Below are 22,626 nucleotides of genomic sequence, written 5' to 3' on the forward strand. Positions count from 1 at the left end.
TAAAAATCAGTGGTAATTACATCTCATGGCATCATCAACAGGGAACCGAGTTTTATCTCTCTCATTACTCGCACTATCCATTGCTCAAGCCAACGCAGCTGAAACAACAGCATCATCGACAAAAACAGAACAAGACAACGCCGATGAAAACATGGTTGTGACAGCAACACGTTACAGCCAAGACGCAGATAAGATCCCTGGGTCTATCCACGTTATCTCAGAAAAAGAGCTCAAACAGCAAACGGCTGTCGCCGACGACCTAACCAGCGTTATCGCAAACTTGGTACCAGGCATGACCCCGAGTCGTCAAAAACTATCGACGCAAGGTGAAAACCTTCGCGGCCGCACTGCGCTGATTATGGTCGATGGCGTTCCACAAAATAACCCTCTTCGAAATGGTAACCGTAATGGCTATACCGTTGACTCTTCAATGCTAGAACGCGTAGAAGTGGTTCAAGGTGCGAGTGCGGTGCAAGGCAATGGCGCGACTGGCGGTATCATTAACTATGTGACCAAGAGTGCGAAGCCAGGCGATCACTGGAAACAAACCATAGGCACAAGAGTAACCTCCAACCTTAAAGAAGATGGCACTGGCGGCAAAGTTTACTACAACCTTAGCCAGTACGATGAAGACTATGATCTGTTCATCGGTGGTGCTTGGGAGCAGCAAGGGCTGTATTACGATGGTAATGGCAACCCTATTGGCATGAACTCGATCCAGGGTGAAACCCAAGACTCCAACGCGACCAATTTTCTTGCAAAAGGTGGCTACAACTTTGATGGTGGCAATCAACGCGTCAGCTTTAGTGCCAGCCGATTCAAACTGCAAAGTAACCAAAACTACGTTGCAGTAAAAGGCGATTGGCAAAATGGTGTTCCGGGTACGGTTGTAAAAGGCACGCCAAGTGGCGACCCAACCTCTAACTACGCTGAACTCTACAACTTTGGTTATGATCACTACGACTTCTTAGGCGGTGAGCTTAAATTCCAGGCCTTCTATCAAAACTTTGAAGCTGTCTACGGACAAGCATCTTGGTGGCCAACACCAGACAAACAGTATGACCAAGGCGCTATCGTTTCGACCAAAAAAGGTTTCAAACTAAGCTATGTGAAGCTGGACTTATTGGGTCTTGATGACAGTTGGGTGATTGGGCTTGATGGCCTAGAAGACTCGACTAAGCAGAAACTGACACAATCAAACCGCGATGTGACACCAGATATGATGTACCAGAGTATCGCTCCGTTTATTCAAGGTGACATGCTGGTTACAGATTCATTGCGTCTATCTGGTGGTGTACGTTTTGAAAATACACGTGTGAAAGTCGCTAACGGTCAAACTCTATGGGGCTACGGCAACGGCGGTCATCGTGAGGTGAACATCATCGGTGGAGAACAAACCTTCTCTCAAGCTGTGTTTAACGCGGGCGCGGTCTATGATTTCACACCAAATGTGTCTTCGTTCGTGGGCTTTAGCCAAGGATTCGGCTTACCTGATATTGGCCGAGTACTTCGCGGTAATTGGATCGGCGGCCCTGGTGTTGATGCTCCATCTGGCGGACACCCTATCGATTTCAATACCATGCCGGCAGTTAAACCCGTCGTAACCGACAACTATGAAGTTGGACTAAGTTACAGCAACGATAAGTTCTTCATTAGCGGTAGCACTTACATGTCAATCGCAAAAGATGGCGCTAACCTGAGCCTAAACAAAGGCGGTACCTATGATGTTGTCCGTCAAAGAACCGACATCAAAGGCTATGAGCTAAGCTCCACCTACCACATTTTGCCAACTACTCAGCTTCAAGCGCTATACTCGCATGTCGAAGGTCAGGTAGATACTAACCAAGACGGTCGTGTAGACAGCGATATGGATTTGAAAAACCTATCACCAGATCGCCTGTTGGTCGCAATGAACCACCAGTTTTCGGATAACTGGAATGGCCGAGTACAATACAACCACATGTTCTCGCGCTCAAAAGAGCAGAACGATGCGGGCAGTGCACAGAAATTTGATGGCTATGGCCTGATGGATCTTTCGATGTTCTACAACATGAAACAGTATGGCCGAATCAGTGTCGGTATTGAAAACCTGTTTAATGAGCAGTACATCAACTACTTTAGCCAAATCCGTCACCATAGTGCCTATTACTTCTCAGGTCGCGGTAGGACCTTTAGCTTAGGCTACGAAGTCGACTTCTAATAAAAGACCCTCACCATTGGTGAGGGTCTTTTTCCATAAAAAGCTTAGGCAAGTATTAATTCGACTAAGCGATTCTGCGAGCAACGCTCAAGTTAGCGCTCCAGCTGTTAGCAGTTGTTTCTGTTTGGTTTCCCTACTGTCAGCAATGGTGAGAGACTATCCGATCGTGTGAGACATTCGTCAAACCAATAACTATCTAACATTATTTTTGCATTGATCTTTTATGGTTGCCGCCTACGAAATAGCAGTGGTAGCAAACATGAGAAACGTAATAATGATGATATTGGCGCTGTGCTTGGGCTTTAGCTCAGCCGCCAAAGCGGATACCGGAGTTGGTCTTTTTGTTGGAGACCCATATTGGGGGTTAGACTTCAAGCACAATGATCTTCGCTTTAATGTTAGCCTCGACGACCGTAAGGGCTTTGGCGTCAACAAAACCTTCGGTATTCAAGATACGCCAATCTACCTCTTTGTCGGCGGTCATTATGTTGATAGAAATAGTCGCTATATTGCGGTTACGCCGGGGATTGGAGCTGAGTTTCGCGTTAAACCTGTTGGATTTTATGTAGATGTTACACCGGCAATTTATCTTGATGAATTTGAAATAGAACTTGAGGCAAGGGCCGGCTTTAGAGTGTATTTCTAGAGAACTGGTCTAGCTATAAAGGCGAGTACATAGGCTAAATGCTTGTCATTTAAGAGGCCGTTCGTATCTTATAGAAGAAGACCCAGTCGTATAACAACTGGGTCTTTTTTATGGCTGGTGACACTAGCTCAGCTTATTGCTAATTTGCTAGGAGCTGTGATTTCGTAGCTTCATCCGTAAATGCCGCATTCACACTATTGCGATAGATGTGAATATAGTCGTCTTCGCTCAAGTTGAACTGTTCCATCACTTTTTGTACTTCTTTTGTCATGGTGGTGTTGGAGACGGTTCTGTTATCTGTGTTAATCGTTACTGGAATGCCACGCTGTCTAAAATCTTCAATTGGGTGAACATCCATACTGTCTACCGCTTTGGTCTGAACGTTACTACTTGGGCACGTTTCCAGAGCAACTTGCTTGTCGTAGACTAGATCAAATGCCGCTTGATGAGTCGCGATATGGATACCATGCCCCACTCGCTCCGCACCGAGCATTGTAATCGCATCATATACGTTCTGACCTTCGCCCTGCTCACCAGCATGGATAGTGACATTGAGACCTTTTTCTTTTGCATATTGAGCAAATGGGATGAACTTCTCGCAGAAGCCCAGCTCTTCACCGCCAGCAAGATCAAAAGCAGCCACACCTTTGCCTACATATTGCGAACCAACATCAATGACATGTTTAATTTCATCCGTTGGCATATGACGCAGCAGCGACAAAATGATATTGCCTTTAATACCGTGCACCTTCTCAGCACGCTGCATACCCGCAACGACTGAACCGATGATTTCCTCAACATTCAGACCTTTCTCACGATGTAGAAGTGGACCAAATCGCACTTCCATATACGTTACGTTTTCAAGCGCTGCATCTTCATACACTTCAAAAGCAATACGTTCTAGCGCTTCTTTAGTTTGCATGACAGACAGTGGTAAGTCGAAACGCTTTAGGTACTCAATAAGGTTAGGACAGGTTTCTGGTGCGATCATCATGTCGCGAATAACGTTAACGTCCTTACTAGGCAAATCGATGTTCTGTTGCTCCGCCAACTCGATAATAGTTTCCGGGCGCACACTTCCATCAAGGTGGCAGTGTAGGTCGATTTTTGGCAGTTGTTTATAATTCATCGTTACCTCTCTAGTCGTAATCGTTGGCAGTTATACTGATAAACGTACTACAAAACCACCCTGACGTTCTAAAAAAGTGTGATGCGACTCAATAATATTCGAGTAAACGTTTGCGTATTTGATTGTCATTTATTGACGTAAGTCACAAACAGTTCTATGACACTTCCACCACATTTCACGACACTTCTAGCACAGAGTTCTCCGCAGAGATCCCTTACATTACGCCCCGACAAACAAACACTCTAAAAAATCTTTTAAGGTATCAAAATGAAAAAATCAGTGGTATTTGCAGTTTCCGCACTAATGGCAACTGGCGCGTGGGCGAACTCTACAGAATCAGGTTTCTACATTGGTGGTGGTTACGGTCTAACAGAAAGTAAACTAGAAAACCAAGATGTATCAGCGTTCCCAACCATTGACGGTGAGCGTTCACTACGCGTGTATGGTGGCTACCAATTCAACCGTATCGTTGCTCTGGAAGGTGGTTACACAAACTACGGTGACTTGTCACATCAGAGCTTACAAGGCGTAAAGATCAACCCAACTGCCTTCTCGCTAGCAGCAAACCTTGGTTACAGCTTCGACAATGGTCTACGCCCATTCGCTACACTAGGCCTATCTCGCGTTAACATGGATGTAAAATACAACGGTCAAAAAGAAAGTGATTCAGCAACAGGCTTCCGCTATGGCTTAGGTCTAGAATATGCTCCTCAGATGGTGGAAGGTCTAGCAATGCGTTTAGCTTATGAAGCTGATGCTTTCAATGTCGATATTGGTGACCCAAAAACATACACATTCTCGGTTGGCTCTGTGTACCTTGGCGCTTCTTACAAATTCTAATCAAATAAGCGCTTGTTAACCTGATCGTTAACAAACGAACGCCCAATGCCTCCCCCCGATGTTGGGCGTTTACTTATTCCTGTAAATTGGATTCCTCCATCGGATATAGCCGCTCACTTTTGGGCATCCAAAATTGACAACCATCACGCTTCACTGACGTCGGGTTTCCCCAAGCACTGCAGATAGCCTTGTCATTCTCTTTGTCTCTTTGAAACTGGCGACAGGTTCCACAAACAAATTTCATTTATCATCTCTCCCTAAGTATTAAGCACACTGTAATTAGATACTCACCTAATTGCATTGATGCATCGCAAGATTCATAAAATGTCAGAATTTGCGTATTTTTCATCTAGTGAGAAAGGTATCGATGAATTTTGTTCCCTTTCTTATCTGACAGGAATATAAATTGCGTAGTCCTTATTGATGATAGATAACCAATTATGGGAAACGCACAGCAACCCTCGACTCAGGTCAACGAAAAGCCATTGCAACTGCTCATGCAAGTTGCCGTATCGGATGAGCCCGTCTCTGCCAAAGCATTAAGCCAACAACTTGGTGTCCCTTTAAGTAGTCTGTATCGACATATAAAACTGCTCAAAGAATGGAACCTAATTGAAGAGAGCGCTCACGATAAAACGCTGATTGTTGGTCCAGCCGCTCTATTGCTTATGCACAGCTACCAATCCAGTCCACACAATCTGGAAACGATTGAAAGCATCTTGTTCCGCTTACAAAAACAGACGGGTGAAATGGCAGCCTACATGGTGCCAGTGGGCTACAGAGCTCTCTGTGTTAGCTTACAAGAAAGTGTACAGGCGCTTCGCTGCAGTTATGTTCGTGGTCAAAGCCAGCCCTTACTTCGAGGCGCATCTTCGAAAGTGATGTTGGCGTATTTGCCTGAGGCTCGCCGCGAAAAGATCCTGCGTCACTTTGGCGAAGACGCGAACGCAGAGATATGGCAAAGCGAGTTAGAACAGATCCGTCGTCAAGGCTTTGCTATTAGCACTTCTGAGTTTGATCCTGGCGTAACAGGCATCAGTGCCCCCGTTACCAAAGGTACAAAGCTGATCGGTGCGGTTTCCATTATGGCCCCTGCCCACCGCGTAGAGGCAAACAAGGACAGATTTATTCTACATGTATTACAAGCAGCCAGAGCGCTGCCACCAGAAAGGTAATTCATCATGCTCAGCGTCTTCAAACAGTTATGGAAACGTCGTTATCATCCAGTCCTGGAAAACAAACTGTCTATACTGACCGTCTGTGAAACGATTAAACCTCTTAACAACGCTCAAGTTGAAGACGCTGAATCTTTACTCGATACCGCCTACGATTGGCTGAGTGCGCAACATAATTCTCATTTAATGAGAAATATTGGGCATTTCCCTGTCCTCAAGGTCGCTCATACCAAGCCGCCGTATTTCGAGAATCCAACAACAAGTTTGAATTTCAACGACAAACTGATTGAACAGCTGACTGTCGGTGCAATGCCGCTGGTGATCACCAACTGCCATGAAACTCTGCTCGATGTTCTGCCAAGCCTTATCATTGATCAAGAGGATATGGGCATTATTAATATCAACGCGCATTTACTCATGGATCAGTGTTTGGATTTGACGATGGGTTCTATGCTCCATTTCGCGCTAAACCGCTTTAATGAATGCCGTGCATTTCATGTCGGTATTGATCGCAATCGTTGCGACAGAAAACAGCTTGAGTATGCTGAGGATATGGGTTGTAACTGGCTGCTGGCGGATGAAATGAATTACCGCGGTCGTACTATGGTTAAAGAGCAGCTCGCTCGTTTTATAAGCCACTGCGACAAGTTGGTGTTAACTATCGACCTTCCCTCGATTTCAAAGCACAACTCTAGTAGCGAGAAGCATAAGCTGGACATCAATATGGTACTGCGTGTGCTTCGCCAATGTTTGGCTTCGAACAAGGTGCTTCTGGCGCAGTTAGTGGGATCAGAAGAGCGCCATATTTATTCCAAAGCAACACAGCTTTTGGTGCAAGAGTTGGGACATTTCTGTGAGTAGACCACTTCATTAAATTTGGTTGTTTCATAGATTGCTCTAAGGCAGTATGAGCCGACACCATACTGCCGAGACAAAATAAAGTAATAAAACTAACGCGCCATATAACGAGCCAAAAATAGATCAGCGGTTGACTGAGACAGTTGGGTGATACCTTCTTCAGTTAAAGTCTTACTCAGCCCCATCAGTTGTGGCCAAAAACAGCTACCTTTGATAAGGCTGTGCAACTGAATACTTGCCGTCTCAATATCATCAATAACCATCACTTTATCGGCATGTTGCTGTTCAAGCCATTTGTATAGTGCGGTTTCTTGCTTAGACATTTGCGCAGCTTGCTGCTGAAGCTCTTCCGGGCGATAGAAATAATGACCGAAGGCCACCTTGGCTAAATCAATGTACGACGCTTGGTTTAGAATTCGGATCTCGTGCTCGAGTAGATATTGCAACTGCTGCTCAATTGTTTTCGATTTTAGAGGGCTCAAGTCCACATCTGCCATAGATTGCTTCCACAACTCAGATAGCAGCAAAATCACTAGCTCTTCTTTTGATTCAAAATGATTGTAGACAGTTCGCTTAGACACACCCGCCATTGCTGCCAGCTTATCCATGCTGGTATTTTGCACGCCAAATTCATTAAACGCTTCTTTAGCAGCATTAATGATTGCTTCTCGCTTTAGCTCGCTTCGTGTTTTTTTCTTTTCAATCATTACGTTAACCAGAGGGACGAAAATTTCTTCGATTATTTTACACTAATCAGTTTACTTTTCACCACATAAAAGTAAACTACTCAGTGTAGTTTACTTAAATTAAAAGATGGGCATTAGCCCATGATATGAGTTCAACACGATGAATAAGTCACTATTCGCGACACTAGGAGTTCTATCTATGAGTATTGCCACACTTGCTGCTTGCACTAACACCGAAAAAGACACTGAGCGTTACCCAGACAAGTATGTCAACACAGAAATGGAATACAAATCGAGCTTTGGTGACATCGTTGATGTGATGAAATCCTATTTCACAACCGAACGCGCTGAGCCAACTCCAACTTTTGAGTTACCAGTGCACGCTATTACTGCTGAGCAATTAATAGATGAGCAAAGCGACGTGGTTTATCGCCTTGGGCACTCAAGTGTCGTCATGAAACTTGATGGTCAGTTAGTGATGGCCGATCCCGTGTTTAGTGACCGTGCATCACCCGTGCAATGGGCCGGACCAAAACGTTTCCACCAAACACCGATTACTTTAGAAGCGCTACCGAATATCGATGTCGTGATCATTAGCCATGATCACTACGATCACCTCGATAAAGCGTCAGTAAAAGCTCTCGCCGGCAAAGTTGACCACTTTATCGTGCCGCTAAAAGTAGGTGATTACCTCATCAAATGGGGAGTGCCATCAGAGAAAGTAACCGAACTAGCTTGGTGGGAATCGCATAGCGTAAATGGTGTTGAGTTTACACTCGCGCCAACACAGCATTTTTCTGGTCGTGGTCTAACCGATAGGGATTCAACACTCTGGGGCAGTTGGATCATTGACAGTAAAGAGTCGAAGGTATTCTTTAGCGGTGATTCTGGCTACTTTGGTGGTTTTGCCAAAATTGGCGAAAAATATGGCCCGTTTGACTTTACGATGATCGAAACCGGTGCATACAATGAACTCTGGTCACAGATCCACATGTTCCCAGAGCAAAGCGTGCAAGCACACATAGATGTAAAAGGTAAAATCATGATGCCAATCCACAACAGCACCTTCGATCTTGCTATGCACGATTGGTACGAACCTATGAATAGAGCGCTAGAAATCAGCGAAGAACGTGGCGTGACTATGGTTTCACCAGAAATTGGCCAGCGACTCGACATTGCTAACCCAATGCCAGTCACTAAATGGTGGCAGCAATGAGAAAGCTGCCGATCACCGCTTTATTTCTAAGTCTTGCCAGCCATAGTGTGCTGGCAAGCACAGAAAGCGATGTGCTCTACCTCATCGAGCAGATGAACAGCTCCCCTTGCACCTTTATTCGCAATGGCGATGAACATAACGGCCAAGAAGCAGCGGCACACCTACGCAGAAAGTGGGATTATGCCAAAGACGATGTCACCTCAACTCAAGTGTTTATCGATGAAGTGGCATCGAAAAGCTGGTTTACCGGCAGAGCGTATCAGGTAGTCTGTGATGGACAATCGACGAGCAGTGCGGAGTGGCTAAGCCAGAAACTGCTATCAAAGCCTAACTAATGCTCTGTGAAACACTCATCATCACACACGTTTTCCCCTCTTCATTTACCAGCAAAACCTGATTACCATCACTAACAACGTCCAGCAATTGTGAGACAAATATTGGGCGTTTGAAGCTAAAATGGCACTGGTTCACTCTCTGGTTATTGCCAACTTGTTGACTATTAACACTCAATAGTCTCCCAGCCATATCCATGCCATGAACAATGGGCGCCTTGAATCCAAATAGCTTCGCCATAAAACCACTTAGATGAATCGGATTATAGTCACCCGACACGCTCGCATAGGCTCTAGTGTTCGCTTTTGATGTCTGTAGGTTGGTTTGATGCTGATAGGCAGTTATATCGTCTGCCAACGCTACGCCCCCACGTTTTAGCTTCGAACTTTTAACTGGCATCAAATATCCGCTGCGATAACGTGCCAGCGTTTTTCCATCCAACGAGAACTCTCCAAGTGTCTCAAACCTTTGACCTCTCTCCGTTTTTTCTTTCATTTCAAGCTTTACTGTAAATTGATAGTTCTGCCCTACTTCTAGCTTCTCAATCAGTTCAAACCCAACAAACGTATGCACCAACCCCAATGGACGTATTGGTGTATCAGGATGAACGAAAAGTTGTAGCAATTCACTCTGCGTTGCTACAAACAAATAGGTGGCGGGTACGCTCGAATCATCAAAACCATAGTGTTTGCAATAACAACGAAGCGCATCGGCATTAACCGTAAAGGAAGAATTGAATAGAGTCGCTTTGACGGATGATTGCGACAGTACTCCATGTTTTGGTCTTTTTAATAGTGCTTTAAGCAATAGTGAACGATATCGAACGCTGTTAGAGGCGACAATGTGCATTATCTTTTTCCTAGCAAAACCTTAGCTGTAGTTTACTGTCACACCAGTAAATAGCACAAGGCGTACCCCTTGCGTTTACCTACGGCGATCCAAGCTTCTATGGCCGAGTCGGTTTTGAGCGCATTACAAAGTCAAATCAACGAGTTTGCAGTGCGCTTCGAGCCCCCTTAAGGTAAGTTATCTACGAATTTAAATAGACCTTCCCCACACTTCGAGTTCCTGGAAGTTATTCCAGGCAACCAATTTTTCATTAGCTGAGTCGTTATTGCCATTGCAGACCAAGCGTAAGTACTTTGCTTGCTGACTACCAAGCGAAATGTCAACATACGCGGTGGTATCGCCTGGAGATTGATACTGCTGCAATAGGGTATAGTTGGTACCGTCACTGCTTACCAAGATATCAAAGAAATATTGTCGTACGTCTCCTTTTGCCTGCGATACTCGCAATGTTTCCAAACTTGAGAGTGATGAAAGCTCCACATCAAATGTGACCCCATAGCCCTTCGCTGTCCATTTGGTAGTAAGGTCACCATCAATGGCCATTTGGGGCGTATGGTCAACTCGAGTCTTTGACGCGCTAACAGAAACAATTGGAAGCGGTTGGCTCGCGACGACATCACTGCCTAAGAAGCCAAGATAGCGGCTAGAAAATGCATTATCGTTGTCGGGAGACAATGAGGGAAAAATATAGTCTACCCCGGTGTCAGACAACCCAAACCAGCGACACAAAGTAGCGGCATACTGCTCTGACGAGGTCGTCGGGATAAATTTATTTCCAATTGCATCGGAGCCGTCTTTCACAAATTCAGGATAGCGACCATAAGCTTTCCCTCCAAGAATGGAACCTCCTACGACCAAATGATTACTTCCCCAACCATGATCTGTTCCGCGATTGCCGTTGTTTTCGATTGTCCTGCCAAAGTCAGACATCGTAAATGTCACAACATTGTTCTCTAATCCATCTGACTGCAGTGACGCATAAAATGCGGAAACAGCATCGTCAATTGAAGCCAACAGATTGTCATGTTTGCCTCTTTGATTACTGTGATTGTCGAAACAGCCGAGCGATACAAAATAGATTTGTCTCGACTGGTTTAAACCGCTACTTGCCTGAATCAGCCTTTTAACCATTTTGAATTGAGAGCCCAGATAACTTGAAGGAATTGATGGATCTTCCGGGTACTGATCCAACAAATCACCTAACGTAGATTGAAAGTCATAGATCTCCTGAAAGCGTTGTAAATAAGCTTTACCAAATGGTGACGCTGTGTTGTCCGCCAGGTACTTAGTCAGATTATTGTTGACTGAATTCACAGCAAGAGATGACATGGCCCGAATACCCGATGTACTCACTCTCAGATCTTGTGTTCCTTGGCCGTTCATCAACTCATTTCCACCAAACGATAGGTTGGGTGATACCGTCTCCGCACCGGATGCTAGAATGTCCATCATCATCCCAGCCCAACCATAAGGATGATACTGGCTTGTCTCCCACCCTCGCTGCCACGCAAGTTGCTGCTTGTTATGAGCACCTAGGTTAGGCGATTTTTTTACAGTTGAATAATTTGCCTTTGTCGTTGGTTCAATCAGCGTGCCAACATTAACAACACTTGTGGCAAGTTTGTCTTCAAATAGCTGAGCTATTTTCGGCATTGACCCATTTAAGATAAGCGGCTGCTGGGCGTCATCAGCAACAAAACCGTTACTCGCTAGTTCATGTGGCCAAAGTTGTATATCTGGCCTAGCAGCCTGATAATTGAGGAGATTATTTCCAGACTGCGGGACTATCATATTAAATGAGTCATTGCCTCCATATAGAAACAAACATACCAACGCTTTGTAATCTGAATTTTCATTCGCCAATGCAGACGAAGGGAGTGAAAGAGATAATGGAATAGAAGTCGCTGCCGTACTATAAACACCACTTTTTAGAAAGTTCCTTCTCGATATTTTCATAACCCATTACTCCTCTACCATAAAGTGGTGCGAAACAAAGGAAAAATACAACATTGCCGATATTGCATAAGGCTTATTGTTATTACTTTTTGCATTCCATAGCCCTTCAAACCTCGGCGCTATATCTGGGGGAATATCACCATCAAAAAAGCGATTTGCAATTAGTGATATCAATTGAGGATAATCGCTTGCGACGCTAACAAAATCAGACACATCCGGATAGAGTTCGGCAGAACTATTTGAACTCGTTTTGTAGCCATTTTCAGTAACTAGCTTCCAAGCGATATTGCTCATTTTTACCGTTTGATTCCAATCTATAATTTCTAGCTCGGGTGCAAAAAGGCCTAATTCCCCTAGTTCACCAGAAGGTATAAAGTCTGGGGAATAGAAGTTAAACACCGACGGAGATCCTAGGGGGTATTGCCCAAAGCTTTCCTGGTAAAGCATGGCATTTGGGGTAACATCGGCTCCACCTCCAGGTCGACAGTCCAAAGCACGATATAGGTAAGTCATCGCCAATATCGGCTCTCTTAGTTTGGCACGATATAGCGAGGATTCATTTAATACGACATCATCCAGCAATATTGCTTTAATCACTTGCCCAAGGTTTCCGCCTGTCTGTTTAAAGACTCTTGCTACCCGCTGAACATAGGCCGGCTCGGGATTAGAGGTGACAAATCGCTTAATCAACAGAGTTGAAATATTAGGAGCGGTACAGGGGTGGTTAACTTATAAATTCAATACACTATCTAGCTCTTGCTCAGCACTTACTCCCGCGGGAAACTCCTGACCTAATATCGATTTGGCATCGCTATCATGATACACATCATTGGCTACCATCGGTTCAGACATACTACCATTCGACATAAACCAACCAGTAAACACTCGAGCCATATTTTCAACATCCGCGTCATCATAGTTCGCTATTGGATTGCCATCTGGAGCAACAGCAAGCGTGCCATCTTCATTCACTTTGTTAAGACCTATTGTGAATAGCTGCATGAGCTCGCGTGCATAATTTTGGTCTGGATTGACGCCGGTTTCAGAGGTGGGCAAGTTTCCAACCATGGTAAGGAAGTGCCCCATAATGGGCGAGCGGGTTATGTGATAAAGAAGTGTTTTGTAATCTTCAAATGCATATTGACTCAACAAATCGTAGTAGTGTGCCAGCTCCAGTGGATAAGGCGCCAACTGGGCATCTCGGTCACCAACAACCAATATTTGACTCAGAGCAAACGCCATTCGTTGCCGGAGCTGAGCATCGTCCCAAAGAGCCAAATCAAACCAGGCACACACTCGCATCTCTTGTGTAACAGAGCTCTCTCCACGTTGTTGCTGTTGATATAGCGTTTGTTCTACGTGTGGAGCACATTGAGTGCCGATTTGTTCATCCAACCAAGCATTACGATCATTAGTAGATATAAATTCCTCAATATCTCCTTTCTTAATTCCCATTGTACTGGCGTCGAGAAACTTAGACGCCTGTTTATATGATAAACCATCCATAGCGTGTTCCTTATTGTGCTAACTGACATTTATAAACTTAGTTTTTATGATTTACTTTTCAAACTAAAAAACAGATTTAAGTAAAAACCATTAAAAAACAAAGACACATAAGGACTACAAGGAAAAGTAACAGCGACTTATATATATCAAATAACAAACAATCCATTTTGGTTGATATATAGAACCTTAAAAATCAGAACAATTAATTTATTAATAAAGATAACAACACGGAATGCAATAATTTCAATAGTAACTGTTATATTGATAATAAAGCTATTAATGAACCAAATAAAAAGCGCCCAACTAAGTTGAGCGCTTCACTATTATAACAACAAGAGCCTATTCCACATCATTAAGCTGAATCACCAGCTTACCGAAGTTTTTACCTTCTAGCAGACCAATGAACGAATCCACTGTCAGATCCATCCCTTTCACTAGGTGCTCTTTGTATTGCATCTTGCCTTCCATTAGCCACTGACTCATTTGCGCGGCAAACTCGTCATAGCGGTGGGCGTAGTCGTCAAAGATAATGAAACCTTGCATCTTAATACGTTTGACTAGCAAAGTTGCCACCAACGCCGACATGCGATCTGGTCCTTCTGGCAAGCTGGTTGCGTTGTACTGGGAGATAAGTCCACACACTGGGATACGTGCTCCAGTGTTAAGCAGTGGCATTACCGCATCAAATACCTTGCCGCCGACGTTTTCAAAATAAACATCGATGCCTTGGTCACACGCGTTAGCTAGTTGAGCGGAAAAGTCATCCGCTTTGTGGTCAAGACAAACATCAAAGCCCAATACTTCTACCGCGTGGCGACATTTCTCTTCTCCGCCTGCAACGCCGACTACTTTACAGCCTTTAAGCTTCGCGATTTGACCCACGGTTGCGCCTACAGGTCCTGTTGCTGCAGCCACGACAACGGTATCACCCGCTTTTGGTGCGCCAATATCTAAAAGACCCATGTAAGCGGTAAAGCCAGGCATACCCATGATACCCAGAGCGTATGATGCATTCATCGGCGTTTTACCGAGTTTAACTAGGCCTTCACCGTTTGAGATCCCGTAGTCTTGCCAACCCGTGTAAGCGAGTACCCATTCGCCTTCTTCAAACTGAGCATGGTTAGATTGCTCTACACGACATACGGTCGCACCCACCATAACTTCATCGATCGCTACCGGTTCTGCGTACGATTCGCTATCGCTCATTCGGCCACGCATGTAAGGGTCCAATGAAAGATAGATAGCCTTGAGTAGCATTTCGCCTTCCTGAGGCTGTGGAATATCAACTTGCTCTAGGCGAAAGTTTTCTTGTGTCGGTGCGCCGATAGGGCGAGAGGCTAAAACAATTCTTCTGTTGTTCTGTGACATAGGGATTCCCTTTTTTAATATTAGACCAGTCGTCTAGTAATCATTTCTAAAAAAACCTGCTTCCTGTTGCTTTAGCATAGCCAGAATTTAAGCAGGTGTTTTTGTTTATCGCTTAAGCAGTGACTGTGTCGCTACCAGAGCTAATTCAAGTTGTTGCGTATTTTGGCTGAGCTTACTTACTAAACTCGCCCCGAGCCATTGCTGATAGACAATGCTCGCGGTGCTGAGGCTATCTTGTTTGGTAATAGAGCCATCAGCAATACCTCGTTCAATGGAGTCAGCAATACTGCTCACGATCTGCTGCGCACCGAGGTGCAACGCTGCGCGCATTGGTTCTGATAAATCTGAGACTTCCGCGCCCAGTTTTACCACCAAGCATTTATGAGCGTTACATCGGCCATTTTCTACATCCAGCCAGCGTGCAAAATAACCCATTAAACGCTCATAGCCACTTAGCTGCTTATCAGACAAAAAGTCGTTCAATCGCTCTAAGTAGCCTTCAAAGTAATTGGCAATCAATACTTCTCCAAAGTGCTCCTTGGATTTGAAGTAGTGATAAAATGAGCCTTTGGGCACATCCGCTGTCTTGAGAAGTTCAGACAGTCCAACCGCCGTAAAGCCTTTTGATAAAATCAGTTCGTACCCGACATCCAAAATATGTTGGCGGGTTTCATTGGTCTTTGCATTCATGGCAGGCATCATGACACACAAATAGACCAGTCGTCTAGTTCCTTTTCAAACTCCGTTTTCATCTTTGAAAAACAAGCTAGCAGATATCCTCACCCGCTAGCTCAATTAAAATAGCGCTTAGCTCACCTGACTACGTATGGTTTCAACATCTTGCTGATGCTGCTGCGCCTTTGCCTCCATGCTTTGCAGTTCGGTAGCGATATTGTGGCTATTTTCCAATAGTCGATTGGTATCGCGCGCCAAACTGTCGATGTCTTGAATTGCCGTCGCTATCGACTCGGTTCTTGCTGTCGCATCATGCATGTGCTTGCCGACGGTTTTAACTACATCAGCGATGGTGTCCATCTGTTCAAACAAAGCACTGACGCTGGTTCGAGAGTTATCGAGCGACTGCTGGGTACTTTTCGCCAGATTGCGTACTTCATCGGCCACCACCGCAAAACCGCGACCGTACTCACCAGCCCTCGCAGCTTCGATACTGGCATTTAGAGCGAGCAAGTTGGTTTGTTCTGCAATCTTATCAATGATCGACAACACACTTCGCAGACTCTCCGCTTCTTTTTCTACGGAACTGATATTTTGCTGCAGAGCAAAGACCTCACTTTCCAATGAGCGGACCGTACCACTAAACTGATTGGTATCAGCAGACAACGCAGATGAGTTATTACCTATATGATCAATGTAGCTGATTGAGTTCTGAGTAAGTTCACTGGATTTGTGGGCGACACTCATGGCTTCAATGGAGTCAGTTAGTGATCGATCTTGAATACGCATCATCAGCTCATTTGAACGCAACTTAAGTTGAGAAAAGTAGTTGGCATAAGATGCATAGTCAGCCACAAATTTACCATGAGCTTGTTCTAAACCTTCTCCACGTCGACTAAAGAAGATAGCACTCAATGTCTCATTAATATTGACGCCAAAAAGCTCGCCAAAGGTAGAGAAACCCGCCACTGGTAGTTCGGAAAAATTACTTAGTTTATTCAGTTCTTGGCTGTTATTTAATCGTCTTAAGATGCAATCAAATAAAATACCGCCAACCAATTTGTCTTCATTAACCAACTGACGAACAAAGTCTCTATCTGTTTGCTCGACAAATGGCGTTTTACGCATTAAGTGCAGCTCTGTTCCTAAAGGCGTATCACAATAGAAATACACTTTGCCTTCAGAAATATTAATACTCGCTACCGAGCGAACAAAATATTCGCCTTTCACTTTCACCGCAAAGGTATAACCTGTTAACCGTTGCTCTACTTGTTCTAAACTACAACGAAAATGACTCGCTAATTCATCAAGAAAGCTCTTTATCTCCATCGTTGATGGCGACAACACACCTTTGACATAACGAAGTGATGGGTTGGCATCGCCAATGAGCCAAGATCGTCCTGCCGGTTCAAAGTTTTGCGTTTTAAACAGCTGAAATTGATAGGCAGAATTGAGTTTGATAAAACACAACAGCGCATGCTGATGACGTACTGATGTGCCATCATGAAACGGTGCACTATCAAAATTCAAACTTCCCGCCGAGGTACCGCCAACAAACGGAACCGGAAACCTACCCGATTGATAGACCGCTTCCATCAGCCAGTTTTCACTGTTTGTTAATCCATTGACCAGTGTCATAGAAAAGCAGTCTGTTGGATCTAGCGAGAAAGCCAGCCTTATGTTTTCCAATTGTTTTTCAATCTCATGAACACGACTTGAGGGCTGAATTTGGCTCATACCGCTCTGAATATCCTCACAAGGAAGTGGCACAGTGTGAGTATCAACATCACTGATGAGTTCTCGAGAGAAAACCTGCAACACCATGGTTTGGGTTTGGCCGGTCGCGAGATAGAGATTGTCATGGGTGGAAGAAAGCTCGCCTGCGGTAGAGGTCAATATCAACGGTCCATCGACTACCCTGCTTAGCAAACGATGAATATGATTGAGATCGTGACCATGCGGCACAAATCCAATTCCCAATGCTGGCTTGCTTCCGTCAAACAATAGTTCTGATGATTCAAACGATGACAGTGAAGCCACATCAAGATTAATGACCTTTACCACTTCTTCATTCATCGATTGACGAGCATCTATGTTTTTTTTTCTAAACTTGAACAACATTCCATTCCCTAAAATACAGCGTAGCAAACAGGCCACAGATCATATTAATATTTTTGATATTAAGGTAGCAAACACATAAGACAAGTAGTTTATAAAAGTAATTTTTTTACCGTATGGATTAGTTTTCTTACTATTAATAAACATATCATTCTATATATTTATCGTTGAAATAGACTTAATGGTTTTTAATTTGCGACAGTAACTTAACCAAAATTAATTACCGTACGCTTACTAGGACGATATTTAATCATTTTTTAATATTTGAGCACTATTTGTTATCAAAAACCCGTTTCTAACATCAAAACAATCACTCTCAAGCATGAGATCAAGTTGACTTATTGGGCTTGAACGTTGCTTTTAGTCGCCATGATTGGCATAGTCGCAAGATAAAACGGACGTCACCTCAAAGGATAAGATCATGATTACATTACTCAGTCGTTGGGCGGTCGTTGCGCTCGGCGTGATGGCATTGGCTGCATGTACTGAAGTTGGCAGCGAAGCATGGTGCCAAGATATGCAGGAAAAACCGAAAGGCGATTGGACTGCAAACGAAGCTAGCGACTACGCTAAGCACTGTATTTTCAAATAGGCTTTTGCGAGGCATGTCCAACTAGTAGTTTGATATGCCTCACTTTTCTCACTCTTCAATCATAACTTTCTCGCATTTTTTCCTTCATAACTCGATCGTTCCTACATTTTTTACTACCAACCACGCGCGGGCTATCTTTTTAGGCTAGGAGCACTAAAACCGACCGCTATGATGCGATAGCATTAACCTTTATGAACGTCATGTCATAGAGGCTAGTTATGAAGCTCAACAATATAAGTATAAAAACCAAACTCCAGTTCCTTGTCATCCTCTCCGCATTTCTAATGCTCTCATTAGGTATTTTTAATGTTTACCTTCAGCAAAGTCAGCAACTTGCTGAACGCGAAAATAAACTCAGGGCTCAGGTAGATGCAGCCGTATCTCTTGTCAATTACTACCGCAATCAACCTACTCTCAGTCAAGAACAAGCACAGACCGCCGCCAAACAAGCAATCAATGCTATACGTTATGATAAGAGCAATTATTTTTGGATTACCAACAGTCAAAACAAACTGCTGCTGCATCCTCTCAGAACCAAATCTATCGGCAATGATATGAGCAATATCGTCGATGGCGCTGGCAAGCATCACTGGCGTGAAATGTCCTCGATTGCCAATACACAAAGTGCGGGGTTTCTCGACTACACTTGGTTATCTCCACAGGGCGAGCTCAAAGACAAAATCTCGTATGTCGCGCACATCCCTCAGTGGGATTGGATCGTAGGGTCTGGGCTGTTTGTTTCTGATATTAAAGAAGACTTCATCACGCAGGTGATTAAGCAAATAGCATTTACATTAGGCTGTGTCTTAATACTGATGATTGCGAGCTTTGTTATCGGCAACAACATCGTTAACCCGATACAGCGACTGTTAAGCGATCTTAAACGCATGGCCAATGGCGATTTAACGGCGGATCTGTCTCAAGTCCGCAAAGATGAAATTGGGCAGTTAAGTCATGGCCTAAGTGATATGCAAAGCACGATACGCGATACGCTATCAGCGGCAACACTCACGGCCAACACGGCGAGTCGTCTTTCAGAAAGTATTGCATCGACAAGTGAAGAGACGGCACAAAGCTTAGACTCGCAAAATGCTCAGCTCGAACAGCTCTCTACCGCGATGAATGAAATGTCTGCCACCATCAATGATGTCGCAAACAATGCGGAGCAAAGTGCTGAGAAAACCAGTGGTGCAGCCCAACACGCAACCACCAGCAGTGCGAGCATGGACTCCACTCTTGAAGAAGTATCCGCTATATCCATCGCTATTGAACAAAGCACACATTTGATGGCGGATTTAAAGCTAGGTGTCGACAACATTGGTGATGTTGTGGAGGTTATACAAGAAGTCTCGGAACAAACTAACCTATTGGCACTTAACGCCGCTATTGAAGCCGCAAGAGCGGGCGAACAAGGCCGTGGATTTGCCGTCGTCGCGGACGAAGTGCGTAGTTTGGCAAGTCGAACGCAACAATCTACCAATCAAGTGCAAACCACCATCAATGAGCTTCTGGAAAAAACCGGAGAAGTGGTAGGTGTGATGGAGCAAAATAACGCTAGCATCAGTGCGAGCGTGTCGGCGGCAAGTGATACCAAGACTACCTTAGAATCCATGGTTGATGACCTCAATGGGGCGAATGACATGGTCGCGCAGATAGCCGCAGCCGCTGAGCAACAAAGTATGGTCTCTAACGAAATGAGTGAAAATGTCACCACCATTCACTTATCCGCACGAGAGATCAATCAAGCCAGTAATCAGCTTGCCTCGCAGACACAAGAGATGGCTGTAGCTGCCGAAGAGCTAAAACAGCAGCTGACCTATTTTAGACTCGCCTAATTATTTTAGACTCGCGTAAACCTATCTGTGACCCAGAAAGTGAACGAGTTTGAACGACAGAAAAATGCCGACCTCTAAAATTAGAGGCCGGCATCGTAACTCGCTACTTAAAGTACATTCGCCGCTTGGGAAACTTCCATAAGATAAACAGTCCCCAAAGGGTGAAAAACGCTTCGGTGATCAAGTAGATCTGCATGGTATCATTGGGCTGCGTTTCAGCGATGATGCCCATTGTACGAGTCACCGCCATCAACCCCGCCAGCAAAGTGGCCGAAATGACAGAGAGTTTTAGAGTCTCTTGTTTTAGCACCAAAAGCACAAGTGTGATCCCCACAGCGGCCATCATACCGCCGTAGGTTGCTCTCACGTCAATGGCCGCCGAATAGGAAAACAGCGCACTGTCTGTCACCCTTTCAAACAAGGTACTCGGAGAAAGGGAAAACAGAACGCCGTAACCAAAAAATACCAGTGCCGTTATCCAAACCATCAATTTTGCTTGAAACATAAAGGTTCTGCGTATCGCGTGTCATAGCAAAAGTGTAAGCCAGAACCGTCACTTATGTGTAACTTTGACAGCGTAATTAGAAGCGAAGCCTCAAATTCTTAACTATGAAACTCCAACATACCTTCTGTTAAGATGAAATCGATGATCGTATCGAGACCTTTGCTCTCCTTAAGGTTGGTAAACACAAACGGCTTGGTTGGTCGCATACGCTGTGTATCTTGCTCCATAACCTCTAATGACGCACCCACATAAGGAGCAAGGTCTATCTTGTTAATAACCAGCAAGTCAGAACGAGTAATACCAGGGCCACCTTTACGGGGGATCTTCTCCCCTTCGGCTACATCAATCACATAGATAGTAAGATCCGCAAGCTCTGGGCTAAAAGTCGCACTTAGGTTATCGCCGCCACTTTCAACAAACACCACATCGAGATTTTTGTGGCGTTTAGCCAGCTCTTCAACCGCAGCCAAGTTCATAGAGGCATCTTCACGAATCGCCGTATGTGGGCAGCCACCGGTCTCAACGCCTATGATGCGATCCGGCTCAAGCGCTTCTGCTCTTGTAAGGATTTTTGCATCCTCTTGGGTGTAAATATCGTTAGTAACTACCGCGATATGGAGCTTGTCTCGAATCGCTTTACACAACACCTCAAGCAGAGCGGTTTTACCAGAGCCTACTGGGCCACCAATACCAATGCGTAATGGCTGTTTATAACTGTCCGTTGTATTTGTCATGATTCTATTTCTTCCTTTGTTTTTTCACTCTTAGCCCCTTAGCGTTGAAGAGACAGCTCATCATCTACTGCCTCGTCATTAAGCTAAGAGCGGAATAGTCTTGTGTACTGTGTTTCGTGAAGGCTACTAGCAATGGACACCGAAGGTGTGAAACTGCCAATCATCCAATCTTCCGTCTGCTGTTCCATCTCTAATGCTTTTGAAAACTGATCCGAGAGATGAATTAACGCCAACTGCCCATCGGTTTGCCCTAGCGGCACCAGCTTTACACCGGCCATCACCAAATTCTCAGCCCAGCTCCACAGATACCCTTTCTTCAACTCGTTGACATTAATTTGCCAATGCACAGCAGCCACACATAGACCGAGCAGCTGATTGGGCAGATAGTCATCAAGCTCAATACCATCGACTCGAATGTCTAAGCGGCCCAGTAGCGTGTTGAGTGCAAGACCACGCTGCTTTTCCTCAGCGCGTAACTCTTTCGTTTCTCGACTACTAAAAAGCCGCTCACAGAGATCGTGGATTGTCGCCGTGTCACACGTTTGAATCGCTCGATACAGCCGGTCAATTATCGGCAGCTCCAACGTGGCAACACTGCTAAACAACATGTTCGCCAGCCACTCTTCCATCGAAGCGCGGTTTTTCACCCAACCCGCCTCAACCGCCCATTCAAGTCCTTGGGAGTAGGTAAAACCACCAATAGGAAGAGAAGGGCTAATAAGTTGAAATAGCCGATAGCTAGACACATCGTTGTTGGTAGTGGGCTCTAGGGCACTATCAAGAGCGGTATTGGCTCGTGATGTCATAGGCTAAGCTGCCAGTAGAAACAGTGAGCTTGCTGCCGCAACACCAACCGACATCCAACGAGATGCTACTCGGCTGCCAATTTGTGTGCCTAGAAGCATTAGTGTCGAGGCGCCAACGGCCATACCCATCGAAAACTGACCTAGCGTGCCTTCAGCTTCAACGCCGTGCGCGTAACCATGAAAGAACATCATTCCAATACAAAGTCCGACCGCGAGTTTTACCATTTTCTGCGACGCGCTAAATGCATGCCAGATAGCTGCGCTAACCACAAATAGAGACGCAACGATCGCCGTTTCAACCCCACTTACAAGACCAAATGTACTGCCTACAAGCAGTCCCAACATTAGAGTGATAAGGGCGCCAGCAACCAAACCAATTTTCTGCGCTGTTGTTGCGCTCAGACAGCCTACTAAAAGGCCAAAAGCGAGCAACATGATTAGGTGGTCCACGCCAGTCACTGGGTGCAATAAGCCGCTAGAAAACGCTGTAGATTCATGACCTGGGTGAGCCAGAGCCGTCATAGGCGCCAATACAAGAGAGCCAAGTGTTGCGAGTTTGAGGAATGTTGTTTTCATTGAAATTTCCTTTTCATTTTGTT

At 44.8% G+C, this 22,626-nt stretch carries 20 protein-coding genes and 1 pseudogene; 9 read left to right on the forward strand and 12 right to left on the reverse strand.

What is annotated here, in order from left to right; translation table 11 throughout:
* Window positions 1–25: 25 nt before the first annotated feature.
* Both L4C42_RS11155 and L4C42_RS11160 read left to right on the forward strand, forming a co-directional pair.
* Entirely contained in the window at window positions 26–2,200 is a 2,175-nt protein-coding gene (locus L4C42_RS11155) for a TonB-dependent receptor (RefSeq protein ID WP_353499584.1), read from the forward strand.
* A 259-nt stretch (window positions 2,201–2,459) separates the two neighbouring features.
* Window positions 2,460–2,846, forward strand: coding sequence for a hypothetical protein (locus L4C42_RS11160; protein ID WP_429760521.1), 387 nt, complete (start codon window positions 2,460–2,462; stop codon window positions 2,844–2,846).
* A 139-nt stretch (window positions 2,847–2,985) separates the two neighbouring features.
* Here L4C42_RS11160 and add read toward each other — a convergent pair whose 3' ends face one another.
* Window positions 2,986–3,975: an adenosine deaminase gene (gene add, locus L4C42_RS11165; RefSeq protein ID WP_353499586.1), complete on the reverse strand. Its 990-nt coding sequence runs from the start codon at window positions 3,973–3,975 to the stop codon at window positions 2,986–2,988.
* 267 nt (window positions 3,976–4,242) lie between these two features.
* Between add and L4C42_RS11170 the strand changes: the two genes are divergently transcribed.
* From L4C42_RS11170 to L4C42_RS11180, 3 genes are all read left to right on the forward strand, one after another.
* Window positions 4,243–4,815 carry a porin family protein gene (locus tag L4C42_RS11170; protein WP_429760523.1) on the forward strand — a complete coding sequence of 191 codons (573 nt, stop codon included), beginning with the start codon at window positions 4,243–4,245 and terminating at the stop codon, window positions 4,813–4,815.
* Between the two features lie 440 nt (window positions 4,816–5,255).
* A complete protein-coding gene (locus tag L4C42_RS11175; RefSeq protein WP_353499588.1) occupies window positions 5,256–5,990 on the forward strand; it encodes an IclR family transcriptional regulator in 735 nt (244 codons plus the stop codon).
* Window positions 5,991–5,996: 6 nt separating this feature from the next.
* Window positions 5,997–6,851, forward strand: a complete 855-nt coding sequence (locus L4C42_RS11180; RefSeq protein WP_353499589.1) for an arginase family protein — start codon at window positions 5,997–5,999, stop codon at window positions 6,849–6,851.
* Between the two features lie 89 nt (window positions 6,852–6,940).
* On the opposite strand, the gene L4C42_RS11185 is transcribed toward L4C42_RS11180, so the two are convergent.
* Complete coding sequence (locus L4C42_RS11185; RefSeq protein WP_353499590.1) at window positions 6,941–7,555, reverse strand: TetR/AcrR family transcriptional regulator; 615 nt, start codon at window positions 7,553–7,555, stop codon at window positions 6,941–6,943.
* Window positions 7,556–7,733: 178 nt separating this feature from the next.
* On the opposite strand from L4C42_RS11185, the gene L4C42_RS11190 reads away from it, so the two are divergent.
* Together L4C42_RS11190 and L4C42_RS11195 are read left to right on the forward strand one after the other, a co-directional pair.
* Window positions 7,734–8,750 carry an MBL fold metallo-hydrolase gene (locus L4C42_RS11190; protein ID WP_353499591.1) on the forward strand — a complete coding sequence of 339 codons (1,017 nt, stop codon included), beginning with the start codon at window positions 7,734–7,736 and terminating at the stop codon, window positions 8,748–8,750.
* Entirely contained in the window at window positions 8,747–9,085 is a 339-nt protein-coding gene (locus L4C42_RS11195) for a DUF5329 family protein (protein ID WP_353499592.1), read from the forward strand. Before L4C42_RS11190 ends, L4C42_RS11195 begins: the two co-directional genes overlap by 4 nt.
* Here L4C42_RS11195 and L4C42_RS11200 read toward each other — a convergent pair.
* The 6 genes and pseudogenes from L4C42_RS11200 to L4C42_RS11225 all read right to left on the reverse strand — a co-directional run bounded on the left by L4C42_RS11200 (window position 9,078) and on the right by L4C42_RS11225 (window position 17,558).
* Window positions 9,078–9,890: a MaoC/PaaZ C-terminal domain-containing protein gene (locus L4C42_RS11200; protein WP_418642870.1), complete on the reverse strand. Its 813-nt coding sequence runs from the start codon at window positions 9,888–9,890 to the stop codon at window positions 9,078–9,080. The two genes, L4C42_RS11195 and L4C42_RS11200, sit on opposite strands and share 8 nt — an antisense overlap.
* A 231-nt stretch (window positions 9,891–10,121) precedes the next feature.
* Window positions 10,122–11,888 (reverse strand): DUF1501 domain-containing protein, encoded by a 1,767-nt coding sequence (locus L4C42_RS11205; protein WP_353499594.1) that lies wholly within the window; start codon window positions 11,886–11,888, stop codon window positions 10,122–10,124.
* A 6-nt stretch (window positions 11,889–11,894) separates the two neighbouring features.
* A pseudogene (locus tag L4C42_RS11210) lies at window positions 11,895–13,394 on the reverse strand (DUF1800 domain-containing protein).
* Window positions 13,395–13,733: 339 nt separating this feature from the next.
* The gene (locus L4C42_RS11215) at window positions 13,734–14,762 is read right to left on the reverse strand and encodes an NADP-dependent oxidoreductase (RefSeq protein ID WP_353499596.1); all 1,029 of its coding nucleotides are present in this window, start codon (window positions 14,760–14,762) and stop codon (window positions 13,734–13,736) included.
* A gap of 105 nt (window positions 14,763–14,867) precedes the next feature.
* Window positions 14,868–15,452 carry a TetR/AcrR family transcriptional regulator gene (locus tag L4C42_RS11220; RefSeq protein ID WP_353499597.1) on the reverse strand — a complete coding sequence of 195 codons (585 nt, stop codon included), beginning with the start codon at window positions 15,450–15,452 and terminating at the stop codon, window positions 14,868–14,870.
* A gap of 117 nt (window positions 15,453–15,569) precedes the next feature.
* Entirely contained in the window at window positions 15,570–17,558 is a 1,989-nt protein-coding gene (locus tag L4C42_RS11225; RefSeq protein ID WP_353499598.1) for a methyl-accepting chemotaxis protein, read from the reverse strand.
* A 463-nt stretch (window positions 17,559–18,021) separates the two neighbouring features.
* On the opposite strand from L4C42_RS11225, the gene L4C42_RS11230 reads away from it, so the two are divergent.
* The gene (locus tag L4C42_RS11230) at window positions 18,022–18,147 is read left to right on the forward strand and encodes a DUF3012 domain-containing protein (protein WP_081941396.1); all 126 of its coding nucleotides are present in this window, start codon (window positions 18,022–18,024) and stop codon (window positions 18,145–18,147) included.
* Between the two features lie 218 nt (window positions 18,148–18,365).
* Window positions 18,366–19,982, forward strand: a complete 1,617-nt coding sequence (locus L4C42_RS11235; protein WP_353499599.1) for a methyl-accepting chemotaxis protein — start codon at window positions 18,366–18,368, stop codon at window positions 19,980–19,982.
* A 103-nt stretch (window positions 19,983–20,085) separates the two neighbouring features.
* Here the strand turns inward: L4C42_RS11235 and L4C42_RS11240 are convergent, their stop codons facing one another.
* From L4C42_RS11240 to L4C42_RS11255, 4 genes are all read right to left on the reverse strand, one after another.
* Window positions 20,086–20,487: a DUF4345 family protein gene (locus L4C42_RS11240; protein ID WP_418642865.1), complete on the reverse strand. Its 402-nt coding sequence runs from the start codon at window positions 20,485–20,487 to the stop codon at window positions 20,086–20,088.
* A gap of 98 nt (window positions 20,488–20,585) precedes the next feature.
* Complete coding sequence (gene ureG / locus L4C42_RS11245; RefSeq protein WP_338166669.1) at window positions 20,586–21,221, reverse strand: urease accessory protein UreG; 636 nt, start codon at window positions 21,219–21,221, stop codon at window positions 20,586–20,588.
* Window positions 21,222–21,304: 83 nt separating this feature from the next.
* Complete coding sequence (locus L4C42_RS11250) at window positions 21,305–22,027, reverse strand: urease accessory protein UreF (protein WP_353499601.1); 723 nt, start codon at window positions 22,025–22,027, stop codon at window positions 21,305–21,307.
* A gap of 3 nt (window positions 22,028–22,030) precedes the next feature.
* Window positions 22,031–22,603, reverse strand: a complete 573-nt coding sequence (locus L4C42_RS11255) for a HupE/UreJ family protein (protein ID WP_353499602.1) — start codon at window positions 22,601–22,603, stop codon at window positions 22,031–22,033.
* Between the last annotated feature and the right edge of the window lie 23 nt (window positions 22,604–22,626).

Origin of the sequence: Vibrio wakamikoensis (genome assembly GCF_050337275.1) — a bacterium.
Lineage (GTDB): Bacteria > Pseudomonadota > Gammaproteobacteria > Enterobacterales > Vibrionaceae > Vibrio > Vibrio chaetopteri.